Raw genomic sequence first — 26540 nt, forward strand, 5'->3', positions numbered from 1 at the left:
GTAGTCCGCCGGCAGCGCGATGCTGTACTGCATGGCGATCATGCCGGTGCTCCGCTGGCGGAAATGCCGGCGCGGCCGCCGCCGAAGGACCAGTCCTGCGCCGCGGTGGTGACGATGGTGACCATCACGTCCTCCGGGGAGATCCCCGGCGCGATCGCCAGCAATTCGACCAGGCGCCGGTAGAACGCCTGCTTGCAGGCGTCGCTGCGTTCGCGGCCGGCGGTGATGGCGATCAGCACGAAGCCCTCCGAGCGCGGCCCGCCGAGGTAGTGACGGTCGAACACCAGTTCGTCCGGGTCGTGCTGGTGGATGACCTGGAAGCAGTCGCCGTCCGGCACCTCGAAGGCCTCGTGCATGGCCTGGTAGAGGCTGGCCGACAGCGCGCGCAGGTAGGCGGGCGGATGACCGCGCAGTAGCGAGATGCGGGCGTACGGCATCAGCGCGTCTCCGTCGTGGCCGGCTTCGCCGCACTGGCGGCGCGCAGCAACGGCAGCGCCGATGCCGCGCACGGCCAGCCGGCGTAGAACGCCAGGTGGGTGATGGCTTCGGCCAGGGTGTCGCGGTCCAGGCCGTTGTCCAGCGCGCGCGCCAGGTGAAACGGCAACTGCTCCAGCCGATACAGCGCGACCAGCGTGGCCACCGTGATCAGGCTGCGTTCGCGCGGCGACAGCCCCGGGCGCTGCCACACCTCGGCGAACAGCACCTCGTCGGTCAGGCGGGCGAAGGCCGGCGCGATGTCGCCGAACGCGGCCTGGGGGGAAGGAAACGGGGTGGCTGGATCGGACATCGGAAGGTCTCGCGTGGGAACGGGCACAGCCTAGTCGCGCACAACCTTCCGAAAAATCGGAAAATATCGAAACGACCATCCGGAAAATCAGGATCGACCTATGCGCCCCATCACCTTCGACCTCGACGCGCTGCGCAGCTTCGTCGCCGGCGTGGAACTGGGCAGCTTTGCCAAGGCGGCCGACCGCCGCGGGCGCTCCACCTCGGCGATCAGCGCGCAGTTGAAAAAGCTGGAGGAGCAGGCCGGGCAGCCGGTGCTGCGCCGCCAGGGCCGCGGCCTGGCCCTGACCGAGGCCGGCGAAGCCTTGCTGGGCTACGCGCGGCGGCTGCTCGAGCTCAACGACGAGGCGGTGGTGGCCCTGCAGGACACGGCGCTGCAGGGCTGGGTGCGGCTGGGGCTGCAGGAGGACTTCGGCGAGCACATGCTGCCGGACGTGCTGGGGCGCTTCGCCCGCGCCCACCCGCAGGTGCGGATCGAAGCGCGCATCGCCCGCCACCAGGAACTGCTGGCACGGGTGGAGGCGGGGCACCTGGATCTGGCCCTGGCCTGGGAGTCCGGCGCCGCCTCGCCGCATCGGCAGGCGCAAGCGGCGTGGCCGCTGCGCTGGATCGCCGCAGACGACCGTAGCAGCCTGCCCACGACGGCCACCTGGAGCGGCGACGCGCCGCTGCCGCTGGTGATGCTGGAAGCACCGTGTCTGCTGCGCACGGCGGCGACCACCGCCTTGGACCGAGCCGGCATCCCGTGGCGCATCGCCTTCACCAGCGCCAGCCTTGGCGGGGTGTGGGCGGCGGTCCGCGCCGGATTGGGCATAACCCTGCGCACCCCGGCCGGCGTGCCGGCCGGACTGACCCTGCTGGCGCCCGGCGCCGGCGGCCTGCCGACGCTGCCGGCACTGGGACTGACCCTGCACTGCGCGGTCGCCACGCCACCGCCGGCGGTGACGCGGCTGGCGGAGATCCTGCAACAGCGCCTGCAGGCGGCGCATGCGGCGCTGGCAGCGCGCGGATGAGCACCGTCGCAGGGCGTCAGCTGCCGGACAGCGCGAGCGGGGCGGGAACGCTGCGTCGCTCGCGCAGGCGCAGGAACGGCCGCTCCACCGCGTAGTGCAGCACGGCCGCGAACAGCAGTGCCATGCCGGCATAGGCGGCGAAGGCGAGCAGGCCGCGGCCGTCCAGTTGCGCGCCGAACCACACCTGGGTCAGATGGAACGCGGCCTTGTGGCTCAGGTACAGGCTGTAGGACACCGCGGCCAGCCAGGCCGCACCCGGCACCCGGCAACGCCCCAGCCATCCCTGCGTGGAGGCACCGGCGCCGACCAGCAGCGCCAGCCCCAACGACAGCACCGGCCAGCCGACCGCATTGCCGAGCAGGCCGGTGCGATCGCGGAACAGCCACATCGCCAGCGCGCAGACCACGATGCCGGCAAGCGCCACCGTGCTGGCATGGCGCTGCAGGCGCTGCCACTGCTGCGGCCGGAAGGTCTTCAGCACCGCCAGCGCCACGCCGGCCAGCAGGCCGTCCAGGCGGTTCCAGGTCGGGTAGTAGAGATCCTCGATGAACCAGTTGCGCTGCAGCCCGGCACCGATGCGATCCAGTGCGCTGTCGTGCAGCCAGATGGCGCTGCGCAGGGCGATGCCGGCCAGCACCACGGTCACGCACAGCGCCACGAAACGCGGCGCGGACGGCCGCCGCAGCAGCCACGCCGCCAGCAGCGGGAACACCAGGTAGAAGTGCTCTTCCACGCACAGCGACCAGGCATGCGAGAACGCCTGCTGGTTGGCGTAGTCGATGCCCAGATTGAGGGTAAAACTGGCGAACAGCCACCACGGCGCGATCCCGGGCGCCTCGCGAAAACCGGGCCAGGCCAGATACAGCGCCAGCACCACCGCGTATGCCGGCAGGATGCGGTAGGCGCGGCGGCGATAGAACTCGCCGTAGCGCAGCGGCTCGCCGCGGGCCAGCGGCGCCAGTACCTGGCCGCCGATCAAAAAGCCGCTGAGCACGAAGAACAGGTCCACGCCCATCCAGCCATAGCGCGACAGCCACTCCCAATCCGAGCCCAGCCCACCGACCACGAAGGAGTGGAACAACATCACCCAGACGATGGCGGTGGCGCGCAGCAGGTCGAGGCCAGGATAGCGCATCGTAGGGCGGTGGCGGTGGGGAGCGCGCAGCTTACTGGTTGCATCGCCGGTTGCGGCAGTGGGCGTTCACCGACGCCCAAGCGATCGCGCCTGGAAGATGCAGCCGCGGCGCCAGGCGGCCAACCCCAAGATTGCGTGCACGGGCGTACCCTCACCCCAACCCCTCTCCCGGGGGGAGAGGGGCTTGCGTGGGTCGCCGCTGTCAGCCCAGCGGTTCGTCGGACAAGTAGGTGTAGCCGGTCAGGCCGGCCTCGAGCGCGTCGGCCAGTTCCGTCGCCTGCGCGGCCGGCAACTGCGCGGCGGCTACGCGTTCGGCGTAGGCGGCGCGCAGGTCGTCCAGGCGGTAGCCGACGTAGTCCAGCATCACGTCGGTTGTGTCGCCGCGGCGCTGCTGGGCGATGCGGTAGCCGTCGCCGTCCACCGCCACTTCCACCGCGTCGGTGTCGCCGAACAGGTTGTGGATGTCGCCCAGGATTTCCTGGTAGGCGCCGACCAGGAAGAAGCCGATGCGGTAGCTCTCGCCCGGGCGCAGCGCGTGCAGCGGCAGCGAGCTGTCCAGGCTTTCGTTCTCGACGTAGGTCTTGACCATGCCGTCCGAATCGCAGGTCATGTCGCAGACCACGCCGCGCCGCGCCGGCGCCTCGTTCAGGCGTTCGATCGGCACGATCGGGAACACCTGGTCGATCGCCCACACGTCGGGGATCGACTCGAACACGCTGAAGTTGACGAAGTACTTGTCGACCAGGCGCTCGTTGAGTTCGTCCAGCACCGGGCGGTGGCTCTTTTCCTCGTGGCTCAGCCGCGCGCGCACGCCGTGGGCGATGGCGTAGAACAGGTCGTCGATGCGCGCACGGTGGGTCAGGTCGATCTGGCCCAGGGCGTAGCCACTGAGGCCTTCGGCGTGGAAATGCTGCGCCTCCTGGAACAGCTCCACCGCCGGGCGCTGGTCCAGTTCCGCATGGATCTCGCGCAGGTGGCGGATCGCCGCTGGTTCGTCGTCGTGCGCGTCGGGCACGCGGCCTTCCGGCGCCTGCTCCACCTCGGACACGTTGGCGATCAGCACCGCGTGGTGCGCGGTCATGGCGCGCCCGCACTCGGTGACGATGCGCGGCGGCGCCAGGCCGTGCTCCTCGCAGGCGCTGGCCAGCGGCTGCACGATGTTGCTGGCGTAGGAATGCAGGCCGTAGTTGATCGAGCAGTAGCTGCGCGAGCGGGTGCCTTCGTAGTCGATGCCCAGGCCGCCGCCGACGTCGACGTGGCTGATCTTCGCGCCCAGCTTGGACAGCTCGACGAAGTAGCGCGTGGCCTCGCGCATGCCGTTGGCGATGTCGCGCACGTTGGAGATCTGCGAGCCCATGTGGAAGTGCAGCAGGTTCAGCGCGTCGGCGTACTCGGTGTCGCGCAGGGTCTTCCACAGGTCCAGCACCTGCCGCGGCGACAGCCCGAACTTGGCCTTGTCGCCGCCGCTGTTCTGCCACTTGCCCGCGCCCAGCGAGGCCAGGCGCATGCGCACGCCCAGGCCCGGCTTCACGTCCAGCGCGCGCGCCTCCTCCAGCACCAGCTTCAGCTCCGACGGCTTCTCGATGACGATGAAGGTCTGCAGGCCAAGCTTGCGCCCGATCAGCGCCAGGCGGATGTATTCGCGGTCCTTGTAGCCGTTGCAGACGATCAACCCGCCCGGCCGCGACAGCGCCAGCACCGCCATCAGTTCCGGCTTGCTACCCGCCTCCAGGCCGAAGCCCTCGCCCTGGTGGCTGGCCAGGGTGCCGGCCACGCCGCGGTGCTGGTTGACCTTGATCGGGTACACCGCGGTGTAGCCGCCGGTGTAGTCCCAATCGGACTGGGCCTGGGCGAAGGCGGCCTGCAGCTTGCCCAGGCGCTCGCCGAGGATGTCGGGGAAGCGCACCAGCATCGGCAGCTTGGCGCCGGCCGCGCGCGCGGCGTCCACCACCTCCGGCAGTGCGATCGCCACGCCGTCGGCGCCCTGCGGCCGCACCACCACCCGGCCGGCCGCGTCCACGTCGAAGTACCCGTCGGCCCAGTGCGGGATCGAGTAGGTCTTGCGGGCTTGGTCGAGGGACCAATCGCTCATCGTGGCGGCTCGGCTGACGGAAAAAGGGCGTGGATTGTAACCCCTGCTACGCGTGGGGTCCGTTACAATCCGCGCCGTTCCGACGCCCTCGGCTCCTGGTGGAGCCGGGCCGGGTTCGCGGGCGCGTGGTGCGGGCTGGATGCGCGAGGCTGCGCCCGACCCTCATCCGGCGCTACGCGCCACCTTCTCCCGGTGGGAGAAGGAATCGCCGCTTCTTTTCTTGCTTTCCTAGGACATCTGCATGAGCGCCAACGACAACTGGTACATCGAACACTTCCAGCCCACCGGCTCGGCCATCGGCTACCGCATCACCGGCAAGCTGGACGAGGTGCAGTCGCCGTTCCAGAAGATCGAGATCTACGACACCACCGACTGGGGCAAGCTGATGGTGATCGACGGCGCGGTGATGCTGACCACGCGCGACAACTTCTTCTACCACGAGATGATCAGCCACCCGGCGCTGTTCACCCACGCCGCGCCCAAGCGCGTGGTGATCATCGGCGGCGGCGACTGCGGCACCCTGCGCGAAGTGCTCAAGCACCCGGGCGTGGAAAGCGCCACCCAGTGCGACATCGACGAGCAGGTCACGCGCATGGCCGAGAAGTACTTCCCGGAACTGTGCGACTCCAACAACGACCCGCGCGCCGAACTGCTGTTCGACGACGGCGTGGCCTACATGGCCAACTGCCCGGCCGGCAGCGTGGACATCGTCATCGTCGACTCCACCGACCCGGTCGGCCCGGCCGAAGGCCTGTTCAACAAGGCCTTCTACGAGAGCTGCTTCAATGCGCTGAAGGACGACGGCATCCTGGTGCAGCAGTCCGAATCGCCGCTGGCGCTGCTGGACCTGATCAAGGAAATGCGCGCGGAAATGGGCAAGGCCGGCTTCGCCAGCTTCCACACCGTGCCGTTCCCGCAGCCGTGCTACCCGACCGGCTGGTGGAGCGTGACCATGGCGCGCAAGCAGGGCGGCTTCGACTTCCGCCAGGACGACGCCGCGGCCAAGCCGTTCGCCACCCGCTACTACAGCGCGCACCTGCACACCGGCACCCAGGCGCTGCCGCCGTTCGTGGCCGAGGCGCTGGGCGGCTAAGCCCCCCGGTCCTCTTCGGCATCGGCGCGCGCTCGACGTGCGCCGATGCCGCGGATCGCAGGCGCTGTCGCCGGCCCCTGCTCCGACGTTCGCATCCGCATCGACAGGCGCGCTGCATCGCGCATGGCATCGCCTCGCCGGTACGCGATCGCGCACTGCACAGACGCCAACGCCAAAGAAGCCGCACGCCATGGCCCGCGCGTGCGAAGATGCGCCGGCACCAATCGCACCACACCGCGAGCCTCCCATGCGCTCCCAGACGACGTCGCCGTGGACCCTGTGCGCGCTGGCCGCGATCGGCTTCGTCGTCGCCTGCGTCGCCCACGAAGCGGTGGGCCATGGCCTGGCCTGCCTGGGCAGCGGCGGCACCGTCCGCTGGCTCACGTCGGTGTACTTCCGCTGCCAGCCTGGGCGCCCCTTCGTCGATGCCGCCGGGCCGCTGGCGAATCTGTGCGTGGCCGCAATCTGCATTTTGGCGGCACACCGCCGTCGCGCGGACATGCCGCGCCTGGCGCTCGCGCTGATCGCCGCCTTCAACGGACTGTGGGGCGCCGGCTACCTGCTGTTCTCCGCAGTCACCGATGACGGCGACCTCGCCTTCGTCCTCCGCGATCTCGCCCTGCAGCCGGCCTGGGCCTGGCGGCCGGGGATGGGACTGGCCGGTGCCTGGCTGTATCTGCAGATGCTGCGCGCCATCGCCCCGTGGCTGCCGAAAGGCAGGCCAATGCTGGCAGCCTACGCCACTGCCGGCACGGTGGCCTGCGCGAGCGTGCTGTTTCATGCCGGGCCGGTGCTGCCGGCATTGCGCGAGGCGGCGCAGGAAGGACTGTTGGCACCGATCGGCCTGGTGGTCGTTGCGTTGTCGCGCCGGTCGCGTGCGCCGCTGCCGCTACCGTCCAGCCGCGCCACGGTCATCGTGGCGGTGCTGGTGGTGGCGACGTTCTGGCTCACCCTCGGCCGGGGCTACGGCGGCGTCTGAGCGCGCGTCTGGCGCAGCGTGGCAGCCCATCCGGCTGGCCCGCCATGCCTGTAGGAGCGGCTTCAGCCGCGACAGGTTCTATCGGAAACGCCCATGGCGGCTGAAGCCGCTCCTACACGACACCATCCATGCCACGGCGATGCAGCCACGGCGAGCGCGTTACAGCGCGTCCGCGTCCAGTTCGCCGGTGCGGATCCGCACCACCGTGCCCAGGTCGTAGACGAACACCTTGCCGTCGCCTATCTTGCCGGTGGCGGCGGCCTTGACGATGGCCTCGACCACGCGCTCCACCTGGTCCTCGCTGACCGCCACTTCCAGCTTCACCTTCGGCAGGAAATCGACCACGTACTCGGCACCGCGGTACAGTTCGGTGTGGCCCTTCTGCCGGCCGAAGCCCTTGACCTCGGTAACGGTGATGCCGGCCACGCCCTGCGCGGCGAGCGCTTCGCGCACGTCGTCGAGCTTGAACGGCTTGATCACGGCCATGATCATCTTCATGCGGCGTTCTCCAATCACAATGGCGTCAGGATAGCGCGGTTGCGCGATTCCCGGCCGTCGGGTTCAATGGCCGCGCGCCCCCAACGCCGGAATTTTCCGACAGCGCGCCGCGTCCGATCCCGATGGTCCCGACCTGCCGGGTACCGCACTCTGACGCCACCTGCCGGAGCACAACCATGATCGACCTCAACCATCTCGACGACCTCGCCCGCCGCCTCAGCGACCTGGTGCCGCCGGGCCTGCGCCAATCCCGCGACGAACTGCAGAGCACCTTCAAGAGCGCGCTGCAGGCCGGGCTGGGCAAGCTCGACCTGGTCACTCGCGAGGAATTCGAAGTGCAGCGCGCGGTGCTGCTGCGCACCCGCGAGAAGCTCGAGGCGCTGGAGCGCAGCGTCGCCGCGCTGGAAGCGGCACGCAGCGGGCCCTCGCCCAGCCCCACCGCCTGATCCACCCGCCACCATGAGCCTGGCGCTGGTGCACAGCCGTGCCCGCGCGGGGGTGCTTGCGCCTCCGGTTCGGGTCGAAGTCCATCTCTCCGGCGGCCTGCCGGCCACCCAGATCGTCGGCCTGCCCGAGGCGGCGGTACGCGAATCGCGCGATCGCGTCCGCGCCGCCCTGCTCTGCGCGCAATACGAATTCCCGGCACGGCGGATCACCGTCAACCTGGCGCCGGCCGACCTGCCCAAGGAGGGCGGCCGCTTCGACCTGCCGATCGCGCTGGGCATCCTCGCCGCCGCCGGCCAGCTCGACCCGCAGGTGCTCGGCCAGTACGAATTCCTCGGCGAACTGGCGCTGACCGGCGAACTGCGCCCGGTCGACGGGGTCCTGCCGGCCGCGCTGGCCGCCGCCGAGGCCGGGCGCACCCTGATCGTCCCGGCCGACAACGGCGCCGAGGCGGCACTGGCGCAACACGTGCAGGCCTTCACCGCGCGCACCCTGCTGGAGGTCTGCGGATTGCTCAACGGCAGCAAGACCCTGCCTGCGGCGACGGCGCCGCCGGCGGTCGCCGCGCCCTTTCCCGACCTGAGCGACGTCCGCGGCCAAGCGCAGGCGCGGCGCGCCCTGGAGATCGCCGCGGCGGGGCATCACCACCTCTTGCTGATCGGCAGTCCCGGCTGCGGCAAAACCCTGCTGGCCTCGCGCCTGCCCGGGATCCTGCCCGAAGCCAGCGAAGCCGAGGCGCTTGAGAGCGCGGCCATCGCCTCGGTCAGCGGCCGCGGCGTGGATCCGGCGCGCTGGCGGCAACGCCCGTACCGCGCACCGCACCACACCGCCAGCGCGGTGTCGCTGGTCGGTGGCGGCAGCCATCCGCGTCCCGGCGAGATCTCGCTCGCGCACCATGGCGTGCTGTTCCTGGACGAGTTGCCCGAGTGGAACCGGCATGCGCTGGAAGTGCTGCGCGAGCCACTGGAGTCGGGCCAGGTGACCGTGTCACGCGCGGCACGCAGCGCCGAGTTCCCTGCGCGCTTCCAGTTGGTCGCGGCGATGAATCCCTGCTCCTGCGGCTGGGCCGGCGACCCCAGCGGCCGCTGCCGCTGCAGCGAGGACGCGGTGCGGCGCTATCGCGCACGCATCTCCGGCCCACTGCTGGACCGCATCGACCTGCACGTGGACGTACCGCGGCTGCCGCCGCAGGCGTTGCGCGCCGATGCGCCGCCAGGCGAGTCCAGTGCCGCCGTGCGCGAACGCGTGGAACAGGCACGACAACGCCAGCAGGCCCGCGCCGGCCGGCCCAACGGCCAGCTCGGCCACAGCGAAACGCTGCGCGACTGCCGCCTGCAACCGCGCGACGAGGCGCTGCTGGAACAGGCCATCGAGCGCCTGCGGCTGTCGGCACGCTCGCTGCACCGGATCCTGCGCGTGGCACGCACCATCGCCGACCTGGACGCCAGCGACGCGATCGCCACCGCGCACCTGACCGAGGCCATCGCGTACCGGCAACTGGACCGCTGCGAGCCGACGGCCAGCGCCGTGGGTCTGACGTCACCCGGAGCACGCCGCCTGGTCGGTTGAAGACGCCGCAGGGGGCCGGTGTGTCCCGCTCTTCGGCACCCGGCAGCGATGGACGAGCGCATCTCCTGCCATACGCGCCTACCCGCTGGCAGCGTTCACCCACTCGGCGAGCAAGGCATTGCACCGCCTGGCGTGGGTGAAGGTCATGCCGTGCGAGGCCCCCGCCAGCACCTCGTGGCGCGCCTGCGGCAGCCAGGACGCCAGCGCGGCGGCGTTGTCGCGGTACTGCGCCGGGCTGCGTTCGCCGGCGACCAACAACACCGGCATCATCAGGGTGGCAGCCTGCTCGGGTCGGTACGCCGGTAGTGCATCCGCGATCTGGGGTATCAGGGTCTGCGCGTTGTCGCGCACCATCTGCCGGAAGCTCGCGCTGCTGCGCGCCCAGGCACCGGACTGGCTGACCGAATCGACGAAGCATTCCAGACCGGCCTCGACCTGGCCGCCCTGCAGCAACGCGATCGCCTGCGCGCGGACCGCCTGCACCGCGGCCGGTAGGCCCTGCGGTTGCGGGCCGCCCGGATCGAACAGGGCCAGGCTGGCGATCGCGTCTGGACGCAGCAATGCCGCCTGCCAGGCGACGGCGGCGCCGCGGGAGTGGCCGACCAGATGCATCGGCCGCGCCTCCTCGGCGATGAAGGCGGCGAGCTGCTGCGCATGCCAGCGCCAGCCGAACGCATGCCGCGACGCCGATGGCAACCGCGGGTAGTACTGGCCCAGGCTCAGCGCGCTGAGCTGCAAGCGGTCGGCAAGGCCGCGCACCTGCGGCGCCCAGTAGCGGTAGTCGCACAGCGCCCCGTGCACCAGCAGCACCGGCGCGCCCTCGCCCACCCGCAGATAGGCCAGCGCATCGTCCGCACCGAGCCGGCGGACGGCGGGCTTGGGCAACGCGGTGCGTGGACTGACGGTACGCGGAATGGTCATGTCCGAGCGCAAGTCTGCGCGGAGCGCCCGATGCGCAGGCACGGGCCGACGATGCTGGCATCTGCGGCGCAACAGGCGGCAGGATGGGCAGGCACAAGAGCAGGAATGGGGACGATGAGCGCTGGCATGCGCATACGATAGCCGCGTCGCCGGCATGCGCGCTGCGGCGCCTGCGGGCCTGTTGACCAAGCACGCGCTCGTCGAAAAGACGATGCGGAGGACGCAAGGGCAGGACTGGATGGCGCGCCCGGAGGGATTCGAACCCCCGACCAATGGCTTCGGAAGCCACTACTCTATCCGGCTGAGCTACGGGCGCAACGGACGCGCATTCTAACGGCATTCGTCGGCCGCGTCTCCCCCGGCCGCAACTCGCTGCGGCAACGGCGCCACGGCCAGTCCGATCCGGCTGCACCGATGTCCAGGCAAGCGGTGCGCGGCACCCGGATGACGCAGGGGCCGATCGAACGCCGGGCGTCGCAGGCGCGCCGGCGTGTCGTCCGTCTGGCGCCGGACAGACCACCAGCGCGCATCCGCAGCGCCACCAGCACCGCCGACGCCTCGCGCTGCCGCCGCCAGCGCGCGGAGCGCGGGCCAAGCGCACAACACCGCGTGCTGCCGCCCGCACGACGTGGCTGCTACCCTTGCACGATGGGTTACGAACGCTACGAAACGCCTGCCGCGCTGCCGCCGCGCGCGCGCCTGGGCCAGTACTGGAAACTGCTGCGCGGCGACCGGCCGATCGGCGTGCTGCTGCTGCTGTGGCCGACCTGGTGGGCGCTGTGGCTGGCTGCCGACAGGGTACCGCCACTGTGGACGCTGTTCGTGTTCACCGCCGGGGTCTGGCTGACCCGCTCGGCCGGCTGCGTGATCAACGACTACGCCGACCGCTGGCTGGACCCGCAGGTCGAGCGTACCCGCAGCCGGCCGCTGGCCACCGGTGCGGTCAGCGGCCGCGAGGCGCTGGCGGTGTTCGCGTTGCTGATGCTGGTCGCGTTCGCACTGGTGCTGACGATGAACGCGCTGACCATCGGCCTGAGCGTGGTCGGGCTGTTCCTGGCCGCCAGCTATCCCTACCTCAAGCGCTACACCTACCTGCCGCAGGTCTACCTGGGCATGGCCTTCGGCTGGGGCATCCCGATGGCCTTCGCCGCGGTGCGCGGCGAGGTGCCTGCGCTGGGCTGGCTGCTGTACGCGGTCAATATCCTGTGGGCCACCGCCTACGACACCTGGTATGCGATGGTCGATCGCGAGGACGACCTGCGCGCCGGCTCCAAGTCCACCGCGATCCTGTTCGGCGAACTGGACCTGGTCATCCAGGGCGTGCTGTACGCACTGATGTTCGTCGCCCTGGCCTTCGTCGGCCACCGCGCGGATCTGGGCGTGTGGTACTGGGCCGGGCTGGGCGTGGCGGCGCTGCTGGTCGCCGCCGAGTTCCGCATGGCCCGGCACCGCGAACGCGCAGCCTGCTTCCGCGCCTTCCTGCACAACAACTGGGTCGGCCTGGCGATCTTCGCCGGCATCGCCGCGTCGCTGGCGCTGCGCGCGACATCCCACTGAGGCCACCGACTCGCGGCCACAGCGTGAGGAAATCGCAGGCCGCTGCTCGCGGTTGGCGCGAGCGCCGCCGATAACGCAGCTGGGCCATCCCCGCTTGCCGCGCAGACCCGGCGGCATTGCCATTTCGATCCGTTCCACGCCTTGTGCCTGCAAGTCCGCCGTGGCCGCCCTGACGCGAAACCCGGCCTGCCGCCGCTTTCCCGCTATCGCATGCGGCCTTATGCTCCGTGGATGTCGATGCCGATCCGTGTCCGTGCGTTTGCGCCTGCCGACGCGGACGCGCTTGCCACCTTGTTCCATGCGTCCGTGCGCCAGGCAGGCATCGGCGATTACTCGGCCGAGCAGGTCGCGGCCTGGAGTCCGTCGCGCCCCGACCCCGGCACCTATCTAAGGCGAGCCGTACACCGGACGATCCTGGTCGCAGTGGACGCAACGGGCGTGGTCGTCGGCTATGGCGATTTGGAGCCGGACGGCCACATCGATCATCTCTACTGTCACCCGGAGCGGGTGGGAACCGGCATAGGCTCGGGGATCTGCGCCGAACTGGAGGCGGTGGCTCAGAAGACCGGCATCGCCGTGCTGTCTGTCGAAGCAAGCGAGGGCGCGCGCCGTCTCTTCGCACGCCGCGGCTTCGCGCTCGACTCCCGCAACGCGTTCTTTTTCAATGGCGTGATGCTGCACAACTACCGTATGTCGAAACGGATTGCCTGACGGCAGGTATCCGCACACATCCGCGGACGACGGGCACGCGGACGCTCACGGCACCCGCGCCACCACCCAGGCATCGACTCGTTCCACGCCGGCACGGCGCAGCGCCTTTGCCGCGGCGTGCAGGGTCGCGCCGGTGGTCATCACGTCGTCGATCAGCGCCACATGTGCAGGTAATGCCACCGAGGCCGGTACCGCGAACGCGCCGCGCAGGTTGCGCCGACGCGCGCGGGCATCCAGTTCGGATTGCGCCGCGGTCGCCCGCACCCGCTGCATGTCCAGGCACAGCGGCAGCTCCAGCGCGCGGGCCAGTGGCCGCGCCAGTTCCAGCGCCTGGTCGTAGCCGCGCTGGCGCAGCCGGGCCGGATGCAGCGGCACCGGCAACAGCGCCTGCGGCCGCGGCAAGGCCGCGCAGCGAGTCTGCAGCAGCGCGGCGAGCAGGCGTCCGGCCGCCAGGTCCTGGTGGAACTTGAAGCGGCGCAACAGGCCATCGACCGGCGCGGCGTATACGCAGGCGCTGGCGACCCGCTCCAGCAACGGCGGCCGACGCTGGCACACACCGCAGACCTGCTCGGCATCCAGCGCCGGCAGCGGCAGTGCACAGCGGCAGCAGGCCGCCGCATTCCATGGCACGCCGTCGCGACAGGCCGCGCACAGGTCCAGGCCCGGCACGCCGGGCTCGCCACAGACCAGGCAGCGTTCCGGCAGCAGGCGGCGCTGCAGCCAGCGCCAGCCGCCGTCAACCAAACCGCCACTCACGAAGTTGACAGGACTTTGCATGCTCACCAGACTGCCCGCTTTCCCAGCCGCTGACCGTCAGGAAACCCCCATGTCCGCTGTCGTCCGACACGACTGGCAACGCCAGGAATTGCTCGCCCTGTTCGACCTGCCGTTCCCGGAACTGCTGCACCGCGCCGCCGCCGTGCACCGCGAACACTTCGATCCGGCGCAGGTGCAGGTGTCCACGCTGCTGTCGGTGAAGACCGGCGGTTGCCCGGAGGACTGCGCGTACTGCCCGCAGGCGCAGCGCTACGCCACCGGCGTGGAGGCGCAGAAGCTGATGAGCACCGAGGCGGTGCTGGACAAGGCGCGCCAGGCCAAGGCCGCCGGCGCCTCGCGGTTCTGCATGGGCGCGGCCTGGCGTTCGCCCAAGGACCGCGACATCCCGAAGGTGGCGGAGATGATCCGCGAGGTGAAGGCGCTGGGCCTGGAGACCTGCGCCACCCTGGGCATGCTCGACGGCAACCAGGCGCAGGCGCTGAAGGCGGCGGGACTGGACTACTACAACCACAATCTGGACACCGCGCCGGATTTCTACGATTCGATCATCCACACCCGCCAGTACCAGGACCGCCTGGACACGCTGACCCACGTGCGCGACGCCGGCCTGAAGACCTGCTGCGGCGGCATCGTCGGCATGGGCGAGTCGCGCGACCAGCGCGCCGGCCTGCTGCAGGCGCTGGCCAACCTGCCGGTGCATCCGGATTCGGTGCCGATCAACCGCCTGGTGCAGGTCGCCGGCACCCCGCTGCACGGAACGGTCGAGCTGGATCCGTTCGAGTTCGTGCGCACGATCGCCGTTGCGCGCATCGCGATGCCGCGGGCGATGGTGCGGCTGTCGGCGGGGCGCGAGAGCATGAGCGACGAACTGCAGGCACTGTGCTTCTGCGCCGGCGCCAACTCGATCTTCTACGGCGAGAAACTGCTGACCACCGGCAACCCGGACACCGAGCGCGACCAGGCGCTGTTCGCACGGCTGGGGCTGCGGCCGATGCAGGTGATGGTCGATGCCGACGCGCACGACCATCCCGGCACAGTGCACGCCGACATCACCACCCCGCCGGCGATCGCCGCCGCCCTGGTCTGACGCCGCGCGTCCGTCCGCCGATCCGGCCGTCCATCGCCGGCGGCGTCCGGCTTGGCCGGGGACGCGCTACGCTAGCCCGCCAGATGCCCGTCCCGCGCCCATGGCCCGTCCCGACCTGCACGACCGCATCCAGTCCGCGCGCGCCTTGCGCGAAGCGCAGGGGCGCCTGCGCATGCGCCGCAGCGTCGGCCGCCGCGACGGCGTGCGCCTGGAAGTCGACGGCCGCTGGCTGACCGGCTTCTGCAGCAACGACTACCTGGGCCTGGCGCAGCAGTTCGAAGTGGTCGCGGCCCTGCAGGACGCGGCCGCGCGCGAAGGCGCCGGCGCCACCGCCTCGCACTTGGTGTGCGGCCACCATGCGCTGCACGAGGCGCTGGAACGCGAGATCGCCGACTGGCTCGGCTACCCGCAGGCGCTGCTGTTCGGCAGCGGCTTCATCGCCAACCTGGCGGTGCAGCAGGCGCTGCTGAGCGAGGAAGAGGACGTGTGCGTGCAGGACCGGCTCAACCACGCCAGCCTGCTCGACGCCAGCCGCCTGGCCGGCTGCCGCCTGCGCCGCTATCCGCACCTGGATGCCGAAGGCGCGATGCGCCAGCTCAAGCACGCCGCCGACGGTGCGGCGATGCTGGCCACCGATGGCGTGTTCAGCATGGACGGCGACGTCGCTCCGCTGCGTTCGCTGGCGCTGGTGGCGCGCACGCAACAGGCGCTGCTGTACGTGGACGACGCGCACGGCGTCGGCGTGATCGGCCCGCAGGGGCGCGGCAGCGTCGCCGAGGCCGGCCTCGGTGTCGACGACGTTCCGCTGCAACTGGTGACCCTGGGCAAGGCACTGGGCGGCTACGGCGCCGCAGTGGTCGGCGATGCCACGCTGATCCGGCACCTGGCCGAGACCGCGCGGCCGTATCTGTACACCACCGCGCTGCCGCCGGCGCAAGCCGCGGCATCGCTGGCGGCGGTCAAGCTGGCGCGGCGCGACCAGTGGCGGCGCGAACGCCTGGTCGAGCTGATCGCCCTGTTCCGCGGCGGCGCGCGGCGCCATGGCCTGGAACTGATGGCCTCGGACACGCCGATCCAGCCGCTGCTGTGCGGCGAGGAGAGCACCGCGCTGGCGTGGTCGGCGGCGCTGGAACAGGCCGGCTACCTGGTCTCGGCGATCCGCCCGCCGACCGTGCCGGAAGGCAAGTCGCGGCTGCGCGTGACCCTGTCCGCACTGCACACACCGGCGCAGGTGCAGGCGCTGCTGGATGCGCTGGCGCTGGCGCGCGATCGCGTGGCCGCGCATCCGCCCGGCGTGCCAGCGTGAGCGCAACCGACCTCGCCGCGCGACGCGCGGTGTGGGACACGCTGGCCGAGCTGTACCTGGACGATGCGGTCGACGCGCGGCATGCGCAGATCGCCGCGGTACTCGCCGCCTCGCCGTTCGCCACCGACACGCTGTGGCAGATGCTGCGCGAGGACGTGCATCCGCGGCTGGCACCGAACCTGCTGACGCCCGCCGGCGCCTGGCAAGGCATCGACGGCGACTGGCTGAGCGCGGCGATCGAGCAGCGTCGCGGTGCGCATCGCGTATCCGCCTGGTGCACCCGCGACTACCCGCGCCGACAGTGGCGCCTACTGCTGCCGCAGGTGCTGGCGCAGCGCGCTTCGCACTGACGCGACGGCCGAAGCGGCCTTTCCTGTTCCCTCGCGACGACGGACGACGATGCATATCGACACCCTGGGGCAAGGCCCCGATCTGGTCCTGCTGCACGGCTGGGCGTTGAACGGCGGCATCTTCGCGCCATTGGTCGAGCGCCTGTCGGCGCAGTACCGCCTGCATCTGGTGGACCTGCCCGGGCACGGCCACAGCCGCGGTGACGACACGCCGCTGGCACTGCCGCACGTGGTCAGCGCGATCGCCGCGGCCACGCCGCCAGCAGTGTGGCTGGGCTGGTCGCTGGGCGGGCTGTTCGCGCTGCACGCCGCCGCCACGCAACCGCAGGTGCGCGGGCTGGCGATGCTCGCGGCGACGCCACGCTTCGTGCGCGGCAGCGACTGGCCGCACGCGGTGGAGCCGCAGGTGTTCGCCCAGTTCGGCCACGATCTGGCCGAGGACTACCGCGGCACCCTCGACCGCTTCCTGGCGCTGGACACGCTCGGTTCGGCGCACGCACGCGCCGAACTGCGCACCCTGCGCGAAGCGCTCGACGCCCGCGGCGCGCCCGACCCGCACGTGCTGCAGGACGGCCTGACCCTGCTGGAACGCACCGACCTGCGCCGCGCCCTGCCCGGCCTGCGCGTGCCCAGCCTGTGGATCGGCGGCCAGCGCGACCGCCTGGTCCCACCCGCGGGCATGGAGGCCGCCGCGGCGCTGGCGCCGAACGCGCGCGCACTGATCGTCGCCGGCGGCGGCCACGCCCCGTTCCTCGGTCATGCCGATACGGTGGCCGAGGCGCTGCGCGGATTCCTGGCAACGCTGGACTAGCGGCGTCGCGCCGCGCGTTCCACGATGCTGTCGTAAGAGCGGCTTCAGCCGCGACACGCCTGCTGCATCTGGTCGCGGCTCAAGCCGCTCCTACAGGCGCTTGCGGCGAGCCCGCCGGGTGCACTGTGGGAGGGACTTCAGTCCCGACGCATTGCGCCATCGGAAAGCGCACACCACCTCGCGCGTCGCGCGCTGCATGACAGTTGACTGGCACACTGCATCACGCGACCCGCACCGACGTCAGAAAGACGCAAGCGGCTCCGCCGTGGGATTCAACTGTCGTGCCGCCGCGACAAGCGACGCCGAAAGCCGACTGACAGCCTCCGGCGTCGGGACGGAAGTCCCTCCCACAAGGATGCCGGCCACCCCTGTGGGAGCGACTGCAGTCGCGACGCATGGCAGCAAAACGCTGCGCAGCCAAGCCACTCCTGCACCTGCCGTGCGTGCTCAGTGTCCTCAACGTCGCGATGCGACACTGGCCGCCACCGCACCGATATCCGATCATCCTGGTTCCATCGAACCGGAGTGCAAGCATGGACCTGGGAATCGCCGGCAAGTGGGCGCTGGTGTGCGCCGCGAGCAAGGGGCTGGGACTGGGTTGCGCGCAGGCCTTGGCCCGCGAAGGCGTGCACGTGGCGATCGTGGCGCGCGGCCAGGCCGGGCTCGATGCGGCCGCGACGCAGCTGCGCGCGCTCGAGGGCGGTGGCGAGGTGGTCGCCGTGGCCGCGGACATCGCCACCGAGGCAGGACGCGCCGCCGCACTGGCCGCCTGCCCGCAGGTCGACATCCTGATCAACAACGCCGGCGGGCCGCCGCCCGGCGATTTCCGCGAGTGGGAGCGCGAGGACTGGCTGCGCGCGCTCGACGCCAACATGCTGGCGCCGATCGCGCTGATCCGCGCCACGGTCGATGCGATGCAGGCGCGCGGCTTCGGCCGCATCGTCAACATCACCTCCGCCGCGGTGAAAGCGCCGATCGACAGCCTGGGCCTGTCCAACGGCGCGCGCGCCGGCCTCACCGGCTTCGTCGCCGGGTTGGCGCGGCGCACGGTGGCGCACAACGTCACCATCAACAACCTGCTGCCCGGGCAGTTCGACACCGACCGGCTGCGCGGCAACATCGCCCACGCCGCTCAGCGCGAGGGCATCGACCCCGCCGCGCTGGCCGAACGCAAGCGCCAGCAGATCCCGGCCGGGCGCTTCGGCACCGCGGAGGAGTTCGGCGCGGCCTGCGCCTTCCTGTGCAGCGCGCAGGCCGGCTACCTCAGCGGACAGAACCTGTTGCTGGATGGCGGCAGCTATCCGGGGACGTTCTGAAGAGCCGGGATTGGGGATTCGGGAGTGGGGATGCACAGCCGCGGTCGCGCCGCTTGGTCGGCGCGAGGCGCTGAACATGATGATCTGCGGACCACGCTGGCCACGAGGGAAAGGCGGCGATAAGGAACCGGCTGGATTCGACATCGGGAGTACGTAGCGGCGGTCGCGCCGCTGGATCGGCGCGAAGTGCGCAACGCGGTGATCCGCGCCACCGCTGGCCGCGGCGCGACGCCGGCGGCGATAATGCGCGGATGGATCCTTCCGCGTTCGACTCCCAGCACATCCGCCGCGCCTTCGCGCGTGCGGCCGCCAGTTACGACGCCGCCGCGGCGCTGCAACGCGAGGTGCAGGGGCGCTTGCTGGAATCGCTGGACTACCTCGGCGACCGCGTGCCGCAGGTGATGCTGGACGTGGGCAGCGGTCCGGCACATGCCGCGGCGGCGATGAAGAAGCGCTGGCCGCGCGCGCAGGTGATCGCGCTCGACCAGGCCCTGCCGATGCTGCAGCAGGCCAAGCGCCAGGCCGGTTGGTGGAAGCCGTTCGGCCGCGTCTGCGCCGACGCGCGCGCCCTGCCGCTGGCCGAGCACAGCGTCGATGTGATCTTCAGCAATCTGTGCCTGCAGTGGGTCGAGGACCTGCCGGCGGTGTTCGCCGGGTTCCGCCGCGTGCTGCGCCCCGGCGGCCTGTTGCTGTGCTCCAGCTTCGGCCCGGACACCCTGATCGAGCTGCGCGAGGCCTTTGCCCAGGCCGACCGCACCACGCCGCACGTGAGCCGCTTTGCGCCGATCGCGCAGTTCGGCGATGCGCTGATGCTGTCCGGCTTCCGCGATCCGGTGCTGGACCGCGACGTGTTCAACCTCACCTATCCGGACCTTGCCGCGCTGATGCGCGAACTGCGCGCGATCGGCGCCACCAACGCGCTGCAGGCGCGCCGCCATACCCTCACCGGCCGCGGCCGGTTCGCCGCCGCCACTGCCGCCTACGAGCCGCTGCGCGGCGCCGACGGCACCCTGCCCAGCACCTGGGAAGTGATCTACGCACATGCCTGGGCGCCCCCGCCGGGCGCACCGATCCGCGAGGGCGGCGGCGAGATCGCCGCGGTGCCGCTGTCAGCGATCCCGATCCGCCGCCGCGGCGACTGAGTCCGGCCGCACCCGGAACAGCACCCGGCCCTGGTAGGGCGTGCCCAACACCTGCGCCTGCGCCCCCTGCGCGGCGAGGCGCGCGGCCACCTGCGGCCAGGCGTCCTGCTTGCACACCCACACGCGCCCGGCGCGCGGTTGCCGCAACACCGTGAGCAGATCGGCGTCGTATTCGGGACCGAAGCGCGGCGTGTCGGACAACGGGTCCAGGCGGATCTTGCGCACCTGCGCGCCCAGTTCCAGGCGCAGGCCGTAGCGCGCCATGTCCTCGACGAACACCACCTCGCGCACCGGCGCGCCGGCACGCTGCGCGATCGCCTGCGCCCAGGCGCCGGCATCCTTGTGCGTGGGCAGCAGCGCCACGGCCAGTTCGAGCGCCAGCAGCAACCCGCACCAGCCCAGCAGCCACGGCCAGCGCCACGGCGCGCGCCCCTCCTGCGCGCGCTGCCACGCCGCCAGCAACGCCAGCGGCACGAACAGCGGCAGCACGTACAGCGGCAGCCGCGAGCGCGACAGGCACAGCACCAGCAGCGGCAGCAGCAGCCACAGGGTCAGCAGCAGCGGCGCAGCCTGCTGCAGGCGTAGCGCCGGATCGCGCCACCATTCCCGCAGCTGCCGCGGCAACTGCCAGGCCCAACGCGCCAGCGCCGGCGTCCACGGCAGCGTGCCCAGGACCAGGATCGGCGCATACGCCACCGCCCAGCCGTACCACTGCGCGTTGCGCCCGAACGCGTCGCTGGCCACGCGCTTGACCACCTCGTCGCCGACGAAGTACTGCAGCAATCCGGGATGGCCGCGGATCACCGCCAGGTACCAGGGCAGCGCCAGCACCACGAACAGGACGATGCCGGAGAGCTGCAGCGCGCGCCGCGGCGGCCCCGGCGTCACCGCGTTGAACAGCAGCAGCGCCGGCAGCGGCAGCAGGCCCGGCGGCCCCTTGGTCATGAACGCCAGGGCGAAGCCGGCCCACATCGCCGCGATCCAGCGCTTGCCCTGTCCGGGCGGATGCGCCCGCGCTTCGACGAAGGCCCACACCGCCAGGGTCTCGCAGGCGGCGAGCAGGAAGTCGGTGGAAATCCATTGCGCCGCGCCGAACGGCGCCAGCATGGTCGCGTACAGCAGCGCCGCCTGCGCCGGCAGCTCAGGGCGTTCGGGAAACAGCCGCGCGGCCAGGCGCCACACCAGCAGCACGCACAGCAGGTAGGACAGCGCCGACGGCAACCGCGCCGCCCAGGGCGACGGCCCGAACACGGCGACGCTGGCGGCGATCGCCCAGTAGGTCAGCGGCGGCTTGGTCCAGTGCGCCACGTCCTCGCTGCGGCGGGGTGTGAGCCAGTCGCCGCTGTGCAGCATGTTCAACGCGACATTGGAGTAGCGGCCCTCGTCGGCATCCCAGATGCCGCGGGCGCCGAGCAGGGCCAGCGCGAGCGTGCAGGCCAGCAGCGCCACCGCGACGGCCGGGGAACGAAGCAGCGCGCGCATCGGCAGTCCTCTCGGTCGACGCGGCGACCATAGTCACCGCGCCTGCGGCCGCAGATGACGGCCGGCGGACAGTTTTGCGACAGCGCGAACGCGCCGGCCTCGGGCCGGCGCGCGGCTCAGGCGGAGACCTGCGCGATCCAGTCTTCCAGGTTGTAGTAGTTGCTGACCCGGGCGATCCTGCCGTCGCGGATGTCGAAGAACGCCCCGCCCGGCAGCACGTAGCGTTGGCCGCGCGCCTCCGGCAGGCCGGTATCGGTGTGGTGGTATTCGCCATGCACCACGTACTCGGCGGCGGCGCGGCGGCCGTCCTGTGCGGCCAGCACCACGATGTCGTGCAGCTGCTCGCGGTAGCTGGCGTTCATGCGCTGCAGGAAGGCGGCGAACGCGTCCTTGCCGGTCTCGCGCGCGCCCTGGTTGAGATCGTGGGCGACATCGTCGCTGAGCATGCCCAGCATGCCGTCCCAGTCGCCGCGGTTGAACGCCGCGTAATAGGCCTGGACCAGGGCGATGGCCTGGTCCTGCGCAGGAACTCCGTGGTTGCTCATGGCTGCAGCCCTCCGGCCGGGGAAAGGCCCATCATACGGTCTCGCCGCCGTGCTCGACGCCCCGCTCCAGCAGGTCGCGATGGAAGAAGTACAGCTCCTGCAGCAGGAAGCGCCAGCGGGTCTGGAAGCTGCGGAAGCGGCTGCTCGGCGTCGACGACGCCAGCGCGTCGATCTGCAGCTCCTCGCACAGCCGCAGCGCCCGCGCCATGTGCAGCGGATCGCTGACCACGATGGCCCGGTGCAGGCCGTGTTCGCGCATCAGCCGGCGCGCCTCGATCAGGTTCTGCCGGGTGGTGCGCGAGACCGTCTCGATCAGGATCGCGTCGGCCGGCACGTCGTGGCGCAGCGCGTAGCGCCTTGCGACCTGCGACTCGGCGAAGCGCGCGCCGTTGCCGAAGCCGCCGGTGAAGATCAGGGTCGGCGCGTAGCCGCGCTGGTACAGGTCCAGGCCGTGGCGGATGCGCTCCTCGAACACCGGCGAGGGCTTGGCGTCGTAGGCCGCCGCGCCGAGCACGATGATCGCGTCGGCCGGCGCCGCCTGGTCGCGGTCGCCGACCCAGACGATGTAGATCGCCACGCCCAGCAACCACAGCCCCAGCAGCGCCGCCAGGCGCAGCAGCCAGCGCAGCCAGCGGAACCCGCGCCGCGCGCTCATGCCGCGCCCCACGGCAGGGCGTCCAGGTCGACGTTGCCGCCGGACAGGATCACCCCCACCCGGCGCCCGGCGAAACGCGCCGGCTGCGCCAGCACTGCCGCCAGGGCGATCGCCGAGGACGGCTCCACCACCTGCTTGAGCACCTGCCACAGCAGCCGCATCGCCGCCACGGTGGCCGCGTCCTCGACCACCAGCACCTCGGCATGGCCGTGCAGCAGGGCGAAGTTCGGCGCGCCCAGGCTGCCGCGCAGGCCGTCGCAGACGGTGTCCGGGACCATGTCCAGGCGGCGCTCGCCAGCGGCCAGTGAGCGCGCGGTGTCGGCGGCACCGGCTGGCTCGGCCAGCAGCAGCTGCGCCTGCGGCGCCCGCGCCGACAGCGCCAGGCGGCTGCCCGCGGCCAGGCCGCCGCCGCCCACCGGCACCACCAGCAGGTCCAGCCCGCCGCTGGCGTCCAGCAATTCCAGCGCGGCGGTGCCCTGCCCGGCGATCACCGCCGGATCGGCATAGGGATGCACCAGGGTCGCGCCGGTGTCGCGCTGCACCTGCGCGCACAGCGCCTCGCGTGCGGCGATGCTCGGCGCGCAGCGCCACAGCGTGGCGCCGTGGCGGGCGATGTTGGCGAGCTTGGCGGCGACCGCGCCGTCCGGCACCACCACGTGGCAGCCGATGCCGCGGGTGCGCGCGGCCAGGGCCAGGGCCGCGCCGTGGTTGCCCGAGGAGTGGGTGACCACCCCACAGGCCGCCTGGGCCGGGTCCAGCGCCCACACCGCGTTGCAGGCGCCGCGGAACTTGAACGCGCCGCCGCGCTGCAGGTGTTCGGCCTTGAAGTACAGCTGCGCACCGGTGGCGGCATCCAGCGCCCGCGAACGCAGCGCCGGGGTGGGCCGCGCGTGCGCGGCAATGCGTGCGGCGGCCGCCAGGACGTCGCCGAACTCGGGCAGAAAACGTGAGACCATGCGCGAAAGGGTAGCGTATCGTCGCCAAACTGCAGCGTCCGCAACCGGCGCAGGTTCGCCGCCGTTGCGCGCGACTTAAGCGTTCAAGTGCACCGCGGGAAGTTAAGGGGGGATTCAATGCAACGGACCGAACCTGTCAGCCAGCCTGCTGGAGGGCAAACGCCATGAAACTGCGCCTGATCTGCGCCGCTGGACTGCTGGCCGCACTGGGCGGCTGTGCCACCTACGACTACGCCGGAGGCGGTGAGGGTGGCTACTACCGTGGCGCGCCCTCGGTCGAATACCGCTATCCGCCCGGTTACTCCGAGTACTACTCGCCGTACGGCGCCGTGCCCTATTACGGTTACGGCCCGGCCTACTACGGCTACTACGGGTACGGGGTGCCGTATTACTACTATCGCGGCTACGACGGCCCGCGCCACCGCCCGCCGCCGCGCCCGCGGCCGGACGACGGCGGTTCGGCACCGCCGCCGCCGCCACCCAGCGTCGGCGGTCGGGTGCCGTCGCCCTGGCGCAACCTGGACCGCCTGCGCCGTCCGGACGCGCTCAATTCGACGCCGCGGCCGCAGTCGATGCAGCCGCCGCGCCCGGCGATGCAGCGCCCCGAGGGGGTCCAGCGGCCGCCCGCACCGCGCCCCGGCAATATGGGACGCAGCAATGGGACACGTCGCACACTCGAACCCTGAGAAAGGGCTTGCGTTCGCCTGTCCCAGCACGCACTCTACGTCCTACGGGGTGACCGCCTGCGTCGCTTTATGACCCGAAGGGGTTGACCCCACCGTCTATGTCGATGTCCGGCAGGGAAATCTGGATCCCCCCTGTTCCGGCCCTGTCGGGCGTCGGCGCCTCACAACGAAAAGCCCCGGTCCGCCGGGGCTTTTCGCGTTGGGGCCTTGTCATTGCTGGCGCGGCGCCGGCAACCGGCGAAAGACGGGCATAAAAAAGGGCCGGTAGTCCCCCGACTACCGGCCCCCAGCTCCCCCAACGTGCGCGTGACTGGCCCCTGTTCCAATTCCAGTCATACGCCCCTGACGCATTGCCACGTTGGGTGCAGTAGGAATATCTGCAGATTGCGTGCCAACTTGAGGCCCGGATCTGCAATTTGTGATGCAACCGCTAAAATTCCTGTTCACACCCTGGGCGACCCGCCGTGCCGCCCCCTGCCGCCGGCCCCGCGCCGGCCGACGAGACCCCGATGAGCGACTCTTTCTACCGCCATGACGTGATCGTGATCGGCGGCGGCCATGCCGGCACCGAGGCGGCGCTGGCGTCCGCGCGCGCCGGCGCCCGCACCCTGCTGCTGACCCACAACGTGGAGACGGTGGGGGCGATGAGCTGCAACCCGGCCATCGGCGGCATCGGCAAGGGCCACCTGGTCAAGGAGATCGATGCGCTGGGCGGGGCGATGGCCCACGCCGCGGACCTGGCCGGCATCCAATGGCGCACCCTCAACGCGTCCAAGGGCCCGGCGGTGCGCGCGACCCGCTGCCAGGCCGACCGCAGCCTGTACCGCAGCGCGATCCGGCGCCTGGTCGAGGCGCAGCCGAACCTGACCGTGTTCCAGGCCGCGGTGGACGACCTCGTGATGGACGGCGAGCGCGTGCGCGGCGTGCTGACCCAGACCGGGCTGCGTTTCGAGGCGGCCGCGGTGGTGCTGACCGCCGGCACCTTCCTGGCCGGCAAGATCCACATCGGCCAGACCCAGTACGCCGGCGGCCGCGCCGGCGATCCGCCGGCCACCGCGCTGGCGCAGGCGCTGCGCGACGGCCGCTTCGGCGTGGACCGGCTCAAGACCGGCACCCCGCCGCGCATCGACGGGCGCAGCCTGGACTACACGGCGATGGAGGAACAGCCCGGCGACGATCCGCTGCCGGTGATGTCGTTCCTGGGCGAGGTGGCGCAGCATCCGCGCCAGGTGTCGTGCTGGATCACCCACACCACCGAGCGCACCCACGCCATCATCCGCGGCGCGCTGGACCGCTCGCCGCTGTACACCGGCCAGATCGAAGGCATCGGCCCGCGCTACTGCCCCTCGATCGAGGACAAGGTAGTGCGCTTCGCCGAGAAGGCCAGCCACCAGATCTTCGTCGAGCCGGAAGGCCTGGACGTGGTCGAGATCTATCCCAACGGCATCTCCACCTCGCTGCCGTTCGATGTGCAGCTGGAGCTGGTGCGTTCGATCCGCGGCTTCGAGCGCGCGCGCATCACCCGCCCCGGCTACGCCATCGAGTACGACTTCTTCGACCCGCGCGGGCTCAAGGCCTCGCTGGAGACCAAGGCGATGCCCGGGCTGTTCTTCGCCGGGCAGATCAACGGCACCACCGGCTACGAGGAAGCCGCTGCGCAGGGCCTGATCGCCGGCCTCAACGCCGCGCGCCAGGTGCGCGGGCTGGAGCCGTGGTCGCCGCGCCGCGACCAGGCCTACATCGGCGTGCTGATCGACGACCTGATCACCCATGGCACCAGCGAGCCGTACCGCATGTTCACCAGCCGCGCCGAGTACCGGCTGCAACTGCGCGAGGACAACGCCGACGCGCGTCTGACCGGCATCGGCCACGACCTGGGCATCGTCGACGAAACGCGCTGGGTCCGCTTCCAGGCCAAGCAGGAGGCGGTGGCGCGCGAGAACGAGCGCCTGCGCGGTCTGTGGGCCACGCCGGGCAACGCGCTGGGCCGCGAGGTCGCGGCCACGCTGGGCGTGGCGGTGAGCCGCGAGACCACCGTGCTGGACCTGATCAAGCGCCCCGAACTGGACTACGCCGCGCTGATGCGGGTGCCGTCGCTGGGTCCCGGCGTGGCCGACGCGCAGGTGGCCGAGCAGGTGGAGATCGGCATTAAGTACGCCGGCTACCTGGACCGCCAGCGCGAGGAGATCGCGCGCCAGCAGCGCCACGAGGACACCCCGATCCCGGCCGCCTTCGACTATGCGCAGGTGCGCGGGTTGTCGGCCGAAGTGCAGCAGAAGCTCGAGCGCGTACGCCCGCAGACCGTGGGCCAGGCGCAGCGCATCCCCGGCATGACCCCGGCGGCGATCTCGCTGCTGCTGGTGCATCTGGAGCGGGCGCGCCGCAGTCGGGTGGCGTGATCGGTCGCGAACGCGCATCGCGCGCAGCACTCCCACGCAGGAGCGGCTTCAGCCGCGATCTGGGCGTATCGGCAATGCCCCGTCGCGGCTGAAGCCGCTCCTTGTTTTTCCCTTCTCCCCTCGGGAGAAGGTGCCCCGAAGGGGCGGATGAGGGTACGGATGGTGCACTAAGGTCCGGAGCGGCGCTGCGCTCCCGGACCCTCACCCCAACCCCTCTCCCGGGGGGAGAG

At 71.4% G+C, this 26540-nt stretch carries 26 protein-coding genes and 1 tRNA gene; 15 read left to right on the top strand and 12 right to left on the bottom strand.

From position 1 onward, the window contains the following. Positions 1-38: 38 nt before the first annotated feature. Positions 39-437 (bottom strand): tautomerase family protein, encoded by a 399-nt coding sequence (locus RAB71_RS19580; protein ID WP_010341847.1) that lies wholly within the window; start codon positions 435-437, stop codon positions 39-41. Next, positions 437-787 carry a carboxymuconolactone decarboxylase family protein gene (locus RAB71_RS19585; RefSeq protein ID WP_010341848.1) on the bottom strand — a complete coding sequence of 117 codons (351 nt, stop codon included), beginning with the start codon at positions 785-787 and terminating at the stop codon, positions 437-439. Before RAB71_RS19585 ends, RAB71_RS19580 begins: the two co-directional genes overlap by 1 nt. 100 nt (positions 788-887) lie before the next feature. Here RAB71_RS19585 and RAB71_RS19590 point away from each other — a divergent pair, with 100 nt between their 5' ends. Then, positions 888-1799, top strand: a complete 912-nt coding sequence (locus RAB71_RS19590) for a LysR substrate-binding domain-containing protein (protein ID WP_010341850.1) — start codon at positions 888-890, stop codon at positions 1797-1799. A 16-nt stretch (positions 1800-1815) separates the two neighbouring features. On the opposite strand, the gene RAB71_RS19595 is transcribed toward RAB71_RS19590, so the two are convergent. Then, positions 1816-2934 (bottom strand): acyltransferase, encoded by a 1119-nt coding sequence (locus RAB71_RS19595; RefSeq protein WP_010341851.1) that lies wholly within the window; start codon positions 2932-2934, stop codon positions 1816-1818. Between the two features lie 202 nt (positions 2935-3136). Beyond that, on the bottom strand, positions 3137-5026 hold the full coding sequence (speA, locus tag RAB71_RS19600; protein ID WP_010341852.1) for an arginine decarboxylase: 1890 nt from the start codon (positions 5024-5026) through the stop codon (positions 3137-3139). 241 nt (positions 5027-5267) lie between these two features. Here speA and speE point away from each other — a divergent pair, with 241 nt between their 5' ends. Both speE and RAB71_RS19610 read left to right on the top strand, forming a co-directional pair. Beyond that, complete coding sequence (speE, locus tag RAB71_RS19605) at positions 5268-6119, top strand: polyamine aminopropyltransferase (protein WP_010341853.1); 852 nt, start codon at positions 5268-5270, stop codon at positions 6117-6119. Between the two features lie 190 nt (positions 6120-6309). After that, positions 6310-7098 carry a hypothetical protein gene (locus tag RAB71_RS19610; protein ID WP_234006527.1) on the top strand — a complete coding sequence of 263 codons (789 nt, stop codon included), beginning with the start codon at positions 6310-6312 and terminating at the stop codon, positions 7096-7098. Between the two features lie 159 nt (positions 7099-7257). Here the strand turns inward: RAB71_RS19610 and RAB71_RS19615 are convergent, their stop codons facing one another. Beyond that, entirely contained in the window at positions 7258-7596 is a 339-nt protein-coding gene (locus RAB71_RS19615) for a P-II family nitrogen regulator (RefSeq protein ID WP_010341856.1), read from the bottom strand. Between the two features lie 176 nt (positions 7597-7772). On the opposite strand from RAB71_RS19615, the gene RAB71_RS19620 reads away from it, so the two are divergent. Both RAB71_RS19620 and RAB71_RS19625 read left to right on the top strand, forming a co-directional pair. Beyond that, a complete protein-coding gene (locus RAB71_RS19620; protein ID WP_010341857.1) occupies positions 7773-8042 on the top strand; it encodes an accessory factor UbiK family protein in 270 nt (89 codons plus the stop codon). Positions 8043-8055: 13 nt separating this feature from the next. Continuing rightward, entirely contained in the window at positions 8056-9609 is a 1554-nt protein-coding gene (locus RAB71_RS19625; RefSeq protein WP_010341858.1) for a YifB family Mg chelatase-like AAA ATPase, read from the top strand. A 78-nt stretch (positions 9610-9687) separates the two neighbouring features. Here RAB71_RS19625 and RAB71_RS19630 read toward each other — a convergent pair whose 3' ends face one another. Beyond that, the gene (locus RAB71_RS19630; protein ID WP_010341860.1) at positions 9688-10530 is read right to left on the bottom strand and encodes an alpha/beta fold hydrolase; all 843 of its coding nucleotides are present in this window, start codon (positions 10528-10530) and stop codon (positions 9688-9690) included. Between the two features lie 239 nt (positions 10531-10769). Beyond that, positions 10770-10846 (bottom strand) — tRNA-Arg (locus RAB71_RS19635). Positions 10847-11178: 332 nt separating this feature from the next. On the opposite strand from RAB71_RS19635, the gene ubiA reads away from it, so the two are divergent. Further along, positions 11179-12087 carry a 4-hydroxybenzoate octaprenyltransferase gene (ubiA, locus tag RAB71_RS19640; RefSeq protein ID WP_010341861.1) on the top strand — a complete coding sequence of 303 codons (909 nt, stop codon included), beginning with the start codon at positions 11179-11181 and terminating at the stop codon, positions 12085-12087. 231 nt (positions 12088-12318) lie between these two features. Then, positions 12319-12798 (top strand): GNAT family N-acetyltransferase, encoded by a 480-nt coding sequence (locus RAB71_RS19645; protein ID WP_010341862.1) that lies wholly within the window; start codon positions 12319-12321, stop codon positions 12796-12798. Between the two features lie 45 nt (positions 12799-12843). On the opposite strand, the gene RAB71_RS19650 is transcribed toward RAB71_RS19645, so the two are convergent. Next, on the bottom strand, positions 12844-13575 hold the full coding sequence (locus RAB71_RS19650) for a ComF family protein (protein ID WP_087943464.1): 732 nt from the start codon (positions 13573-13575) through the stop codon (positions 12844-12846). Positions 13576-13624: 49 nt separating this feature from the next. Between RAB71_RS19650 and bioB the strand changes: the two genes are divergently transcribed. From bioB to bioC, 6 genes are all read left to right on the top strand, one after another. Then, a complete protein-coding gene (gene bioB / locus RAB71_RS19655) occupies positions 13625-14662 on the top strand; it encodes a biotin synthase BioB (RefSeq protein ID WP_010341865.1) in 1038 nt (345 codons plus the stop codon). 100 nt (positions 14663-14762) lie between these two features. Further along, positions 14763-15968 (top strand): 8-amino-7-oxononanoate synthase, encoded by a 1206-nt coding sequence (bioF, locus tag RAB71_RS19660; protein ID WP_010341866.1) that lies wholly within the window; start codon positions 14763-14765, stop codon positions 15966-15968. Continuing rightward, the gene (locus RAB71_RS19665) at positions 15965-16318 is read left to right on the top strand and encodes a hypothetical protein (protein WP_010341867.1); all 354 of its coding nucleotides are present in this window, start codon (positions 15965-15967) and stop codon (positions 16316-16318) included. Before bioF ends, RAB71_RS19665 begins: the two co-directional genes overlap by 4 nt. 49 nt (positions 16319-16367) lie before the next feature. Further along, positions 16368-17129, top strand: a complete 762-nt coding sequence (gene bioH / locus RAB71_RS19670) for a pimeloyl-ACP methyl ester esterase BioH (protein ID WP_010341868.1) — start codon at positions 16368-16370, stop codon at positions 17127-17129. Positions 17130-17662: 533 nt separating this feature from the next. Next, positions 17663-18445 (top strand): SDR family oxidoreductase, encoded by a 783-nt coding sequence (locus RAB71_RS19675; RefSeq protein ID WP_010341869.1) that lies wholly within the window; start codon positions 17663-17665, stop codon positions 18443-18445. A gap of 251 nt (positions 18446-18696) precedes the next feature. After that, on the top strand, positions 18697-19587 hold the full coding sequence (gene bioC, locus RAB71_RS19680) for a malonyl-ACP O-methyltransferase BioC (RefSeq protein ID WP_010341870.1): 891 nt from the start codon (positions 18697-18699) through the stop codon (positions 19585-19587). Here bioC and RAB71_RS19685 read toward each other — a convergent pair. The 4 genes from RAB71_RS19685 to RAB71_RS19700 all read right to left on the bottom strand — a co-directional run bounded on the left by RAB71_RS19685 (position 19555) and on the right by RAB71_RS19700 (position 23225). Beyond that, positions 19555-21069, bottom strand: a complete 1515-nt coding sequence (locus RAB71_RS19685; protein WP_010341871.1) for a glycosyltransferase family 39 protein — start codon at positions 21067-21069, stop codon at positions 19555-19557. The genes bioC and RAB71_RS19685 overlap by 33 nt on opposite strands. Positions 21070-21185: 116 nt before the next feature. Next, the gene (locus tag RAB71_RS19690) at positions 21186-21614 is read right to left on the bottom strand and encodes a ketosteroid isomerase-related protein (protein ID WP_010341872.1); all 429 of its coding nucleotides are present in this window, start codon (positions 21612-21614) and stop codon (positions 21186-21188) included. A 31-nt stretch (positions 21615-21645) separates the two neighbouring features. Then, entirely contained in the window at positions 21646-22281 is a 636-nt protein-coding gene (locus RAB71_RS19695; protein WP_010341873.1) for a YdcF family protein, read from the bottom strand. Continuing rightward, positions 22266-23225, bottom strand: coding sequence for a pyridoxal-phosphate dependent enzyme (locus RAB71_RS19700; RefSeq protein ID WP_104609536.1), 960 nt, complete (start codon positions 23223-23225; stop codon positions 22266-22268). The genes RAB71_RS19695 and RAB71_RS19700 overlap by 16 nt, the downstream gene beginning before the upstream one ends. A gap of 164 nt (positions 23226-23389) precedes the next feature. Here RAB71_RS19700 and RAB71_RS19705 point away from each other — a divergent pair, with 164 nt between their 5' ends. After that, entirely contained in the window at positions 23390-23911 is a 522-nt protein-coding gene (locus RAB71_RS19705) for a hypothetical protein (protein ID WP_010341877.1), read from the top strand. Between the two features lie 509 nt (positions 23912-24420). Then, complete coding sequence (mnmG, locus tag RAB71_RS19710) at positions 24421-26310, top strand: tRNA uridine-5-carboxymethylaminomethyl(34) synthesis enzyme MnmG (RefSeq protein ID WP_010341878.1); 1890 nt, start codon at positions 24421-24423, stop codon at positions 26308-26310. Positions 26311-26540 lie beyond the last annotated feature (230 nt).

It is taken from the genome of Xanthomonas sacchari, assembly GCF_040529065.1.
Classification (GTDB): Bacteria; Pseudomonadota; Gammaproteobacteria; order Xanthomonadales; family Xanthomonadaceae; genus Xanthomonas_A; species Xanthomonas_A sacchari.

Coding starts and splice junctions, on each gene's coding strand:
- RAB71_RS19580 (WP_010341847.1), bottom strand. CDS start 437: ATGCCGTACGCCCGCATCTCGCTACTGCGCGGTCATCCGCCCGCCTAC.
- RAB71_RS19585 (WP_010341848.1), bottom strand. CDS start 787: ATGTCCGATCCAGCCACCCCGTTTCCTTCCCCCCAGGCCGCGTTCGGC.
- RAB71_RS19590 (WP_010341850.1), top strand. CDS start 888: ATGCGCCCCATCACCTTCGACCTCGACGCGCTGCGCAGCTTCGTCGCC.
- RAB71_RS19595 (WP_010341851.1), bottom strand. CDS start 2,934: ATGCGCTATCCTGGCCTCGACCTGCTGCGCGCCACCGCCATCGTCTGG.
- speA (WP_010341852.1), bottom strand. CDS start 5,026: ATGAGCGATTGGTCCCTCGACCAAGCCCGCAAGACCTACTCGATCCCG.
- speE (WP_010341853.1), top strand. CDS start 5,268: ATGAGCGCCAACGACAACTGGTACATCGAACACTTCCAGCCCACCGGC.
- RAB71_RS19610 (WP_234006527.1), top strand. CDS start 6,310: ATGGCCCGCGCGTGCGAAGATGCGCCGGCACCAATCGCACCACACCGC.
- RAB71_RS19615 (WP_010341856.1), bottom strand. CDS start 7,596: ATGAAGATGATCATGGCCGTGATCAAGCCGTTCAAGCTCGACGACGTG.
- RAB71_RS19620 (WP_010341857.1), top strand. CDS start 7,773: ATGATCGACCTCAACCATCTCGACGACCTCGCCCGCCGCCTCAGCGAC.
- RAB71_RS19625 (WP_010341858.1), top strand. CDS start 8,056: ATGAGCCTGGCGCTGGTGCACAGCCGTGCCCGCGCGGGGGTGCTTGCG.
- RAB71_RS19630 (WP_010341860.1), bottom strand. CDS start 10,530: ATGACCATTCCGCGTACCGTCAGTCCACGCACCGCGTTGCCCAAGCCC.
- ubiA (WP_010341861.1), top strand. CDS start 11,179: ATGGGTTACGAACGCTACGAAACGCCTGCCGCGCTGCCGCCGCGCGCG.
- RAB71_RS19645 (WP_010341862.1), top strand. CDS start 12,319: ATGTCGATGCCGATCCGTGTCCGTGCGTTTGCGCCTGCCGACGCGGAC.
- RAB71_RS19650 (WP_087943464.1), bottom strand. CDS start 13,575: ATGCAAAGTCCTGTCAACTTCGTGAGTGGCGGTTTGGTTGACGGCGGC.
- bioB (WP_010341865.1), top strand. CDS start 13,625: ATGTCCGCTGTCGTCCGACACGACTGGCAACGCCAGGAATTGCTCGCC.
- bioF (WP_010341866.1), top strand. CDS start 14,763: ATGGCCCGTCCCGACCTGCACGACCGCATCCAGTCCGCGCGCGCCTTG.
- bioH (WP_010341868.1), top strand. CDS start 16,368: ATGCATATCGACACCCTGGGGCAAGGCCCCGATCTGGTCCTGCTGCAC.
- RAB71_RS19675 (WP_010341869.1), top strand. CDS start 17,663: ATGGACCTGGGAATCGCCGGCAAGTGGGCGCTGGTGTGCGCCGCGAGC.
- bioC (WP_010341870.1), top strand. CDS start 18,697: ATGGATCCTTCCGCGTTCGACTCCCAGCACATCCGCCGCGCCTTCGCG.
- RAB71_RS19685 (WP_010341871.1), bottom strand. CDS start 21,069: ATGCGCGCGCTGCTTCGTTCCCCGGCCGTCGCGGTGGCGCTGCTGGCC.
- RAB71_RS19690 (WP_010341872.1), bottom strand. CDS start 21,614: ATGAGCAACCACGGAGTTCCTGCGCAGGACCAGGCCATCGCCCTGGTC.
- RAB71_RS19700 (WP_104609536.1), bottom strand. CDS start 23,225: ATGGTCTCACGTTTTCTGCCCGAGTTCGGCGACGTCCTGGCGGCCGCC.
- RAB71_RS19705 (WP_010341877.1), top strand. CDS start 23,390: ATGAAACTGCGCCTGATCTGCGCCGCTGGACTGCTGGCCGCACTGGGC.
- mnmG (WP_010341878.1), top strand. CDS start 24,421: ATGAGCGACTCTTTCTACCGCCATGACGTGATCGTGATCGGCGGCGGC.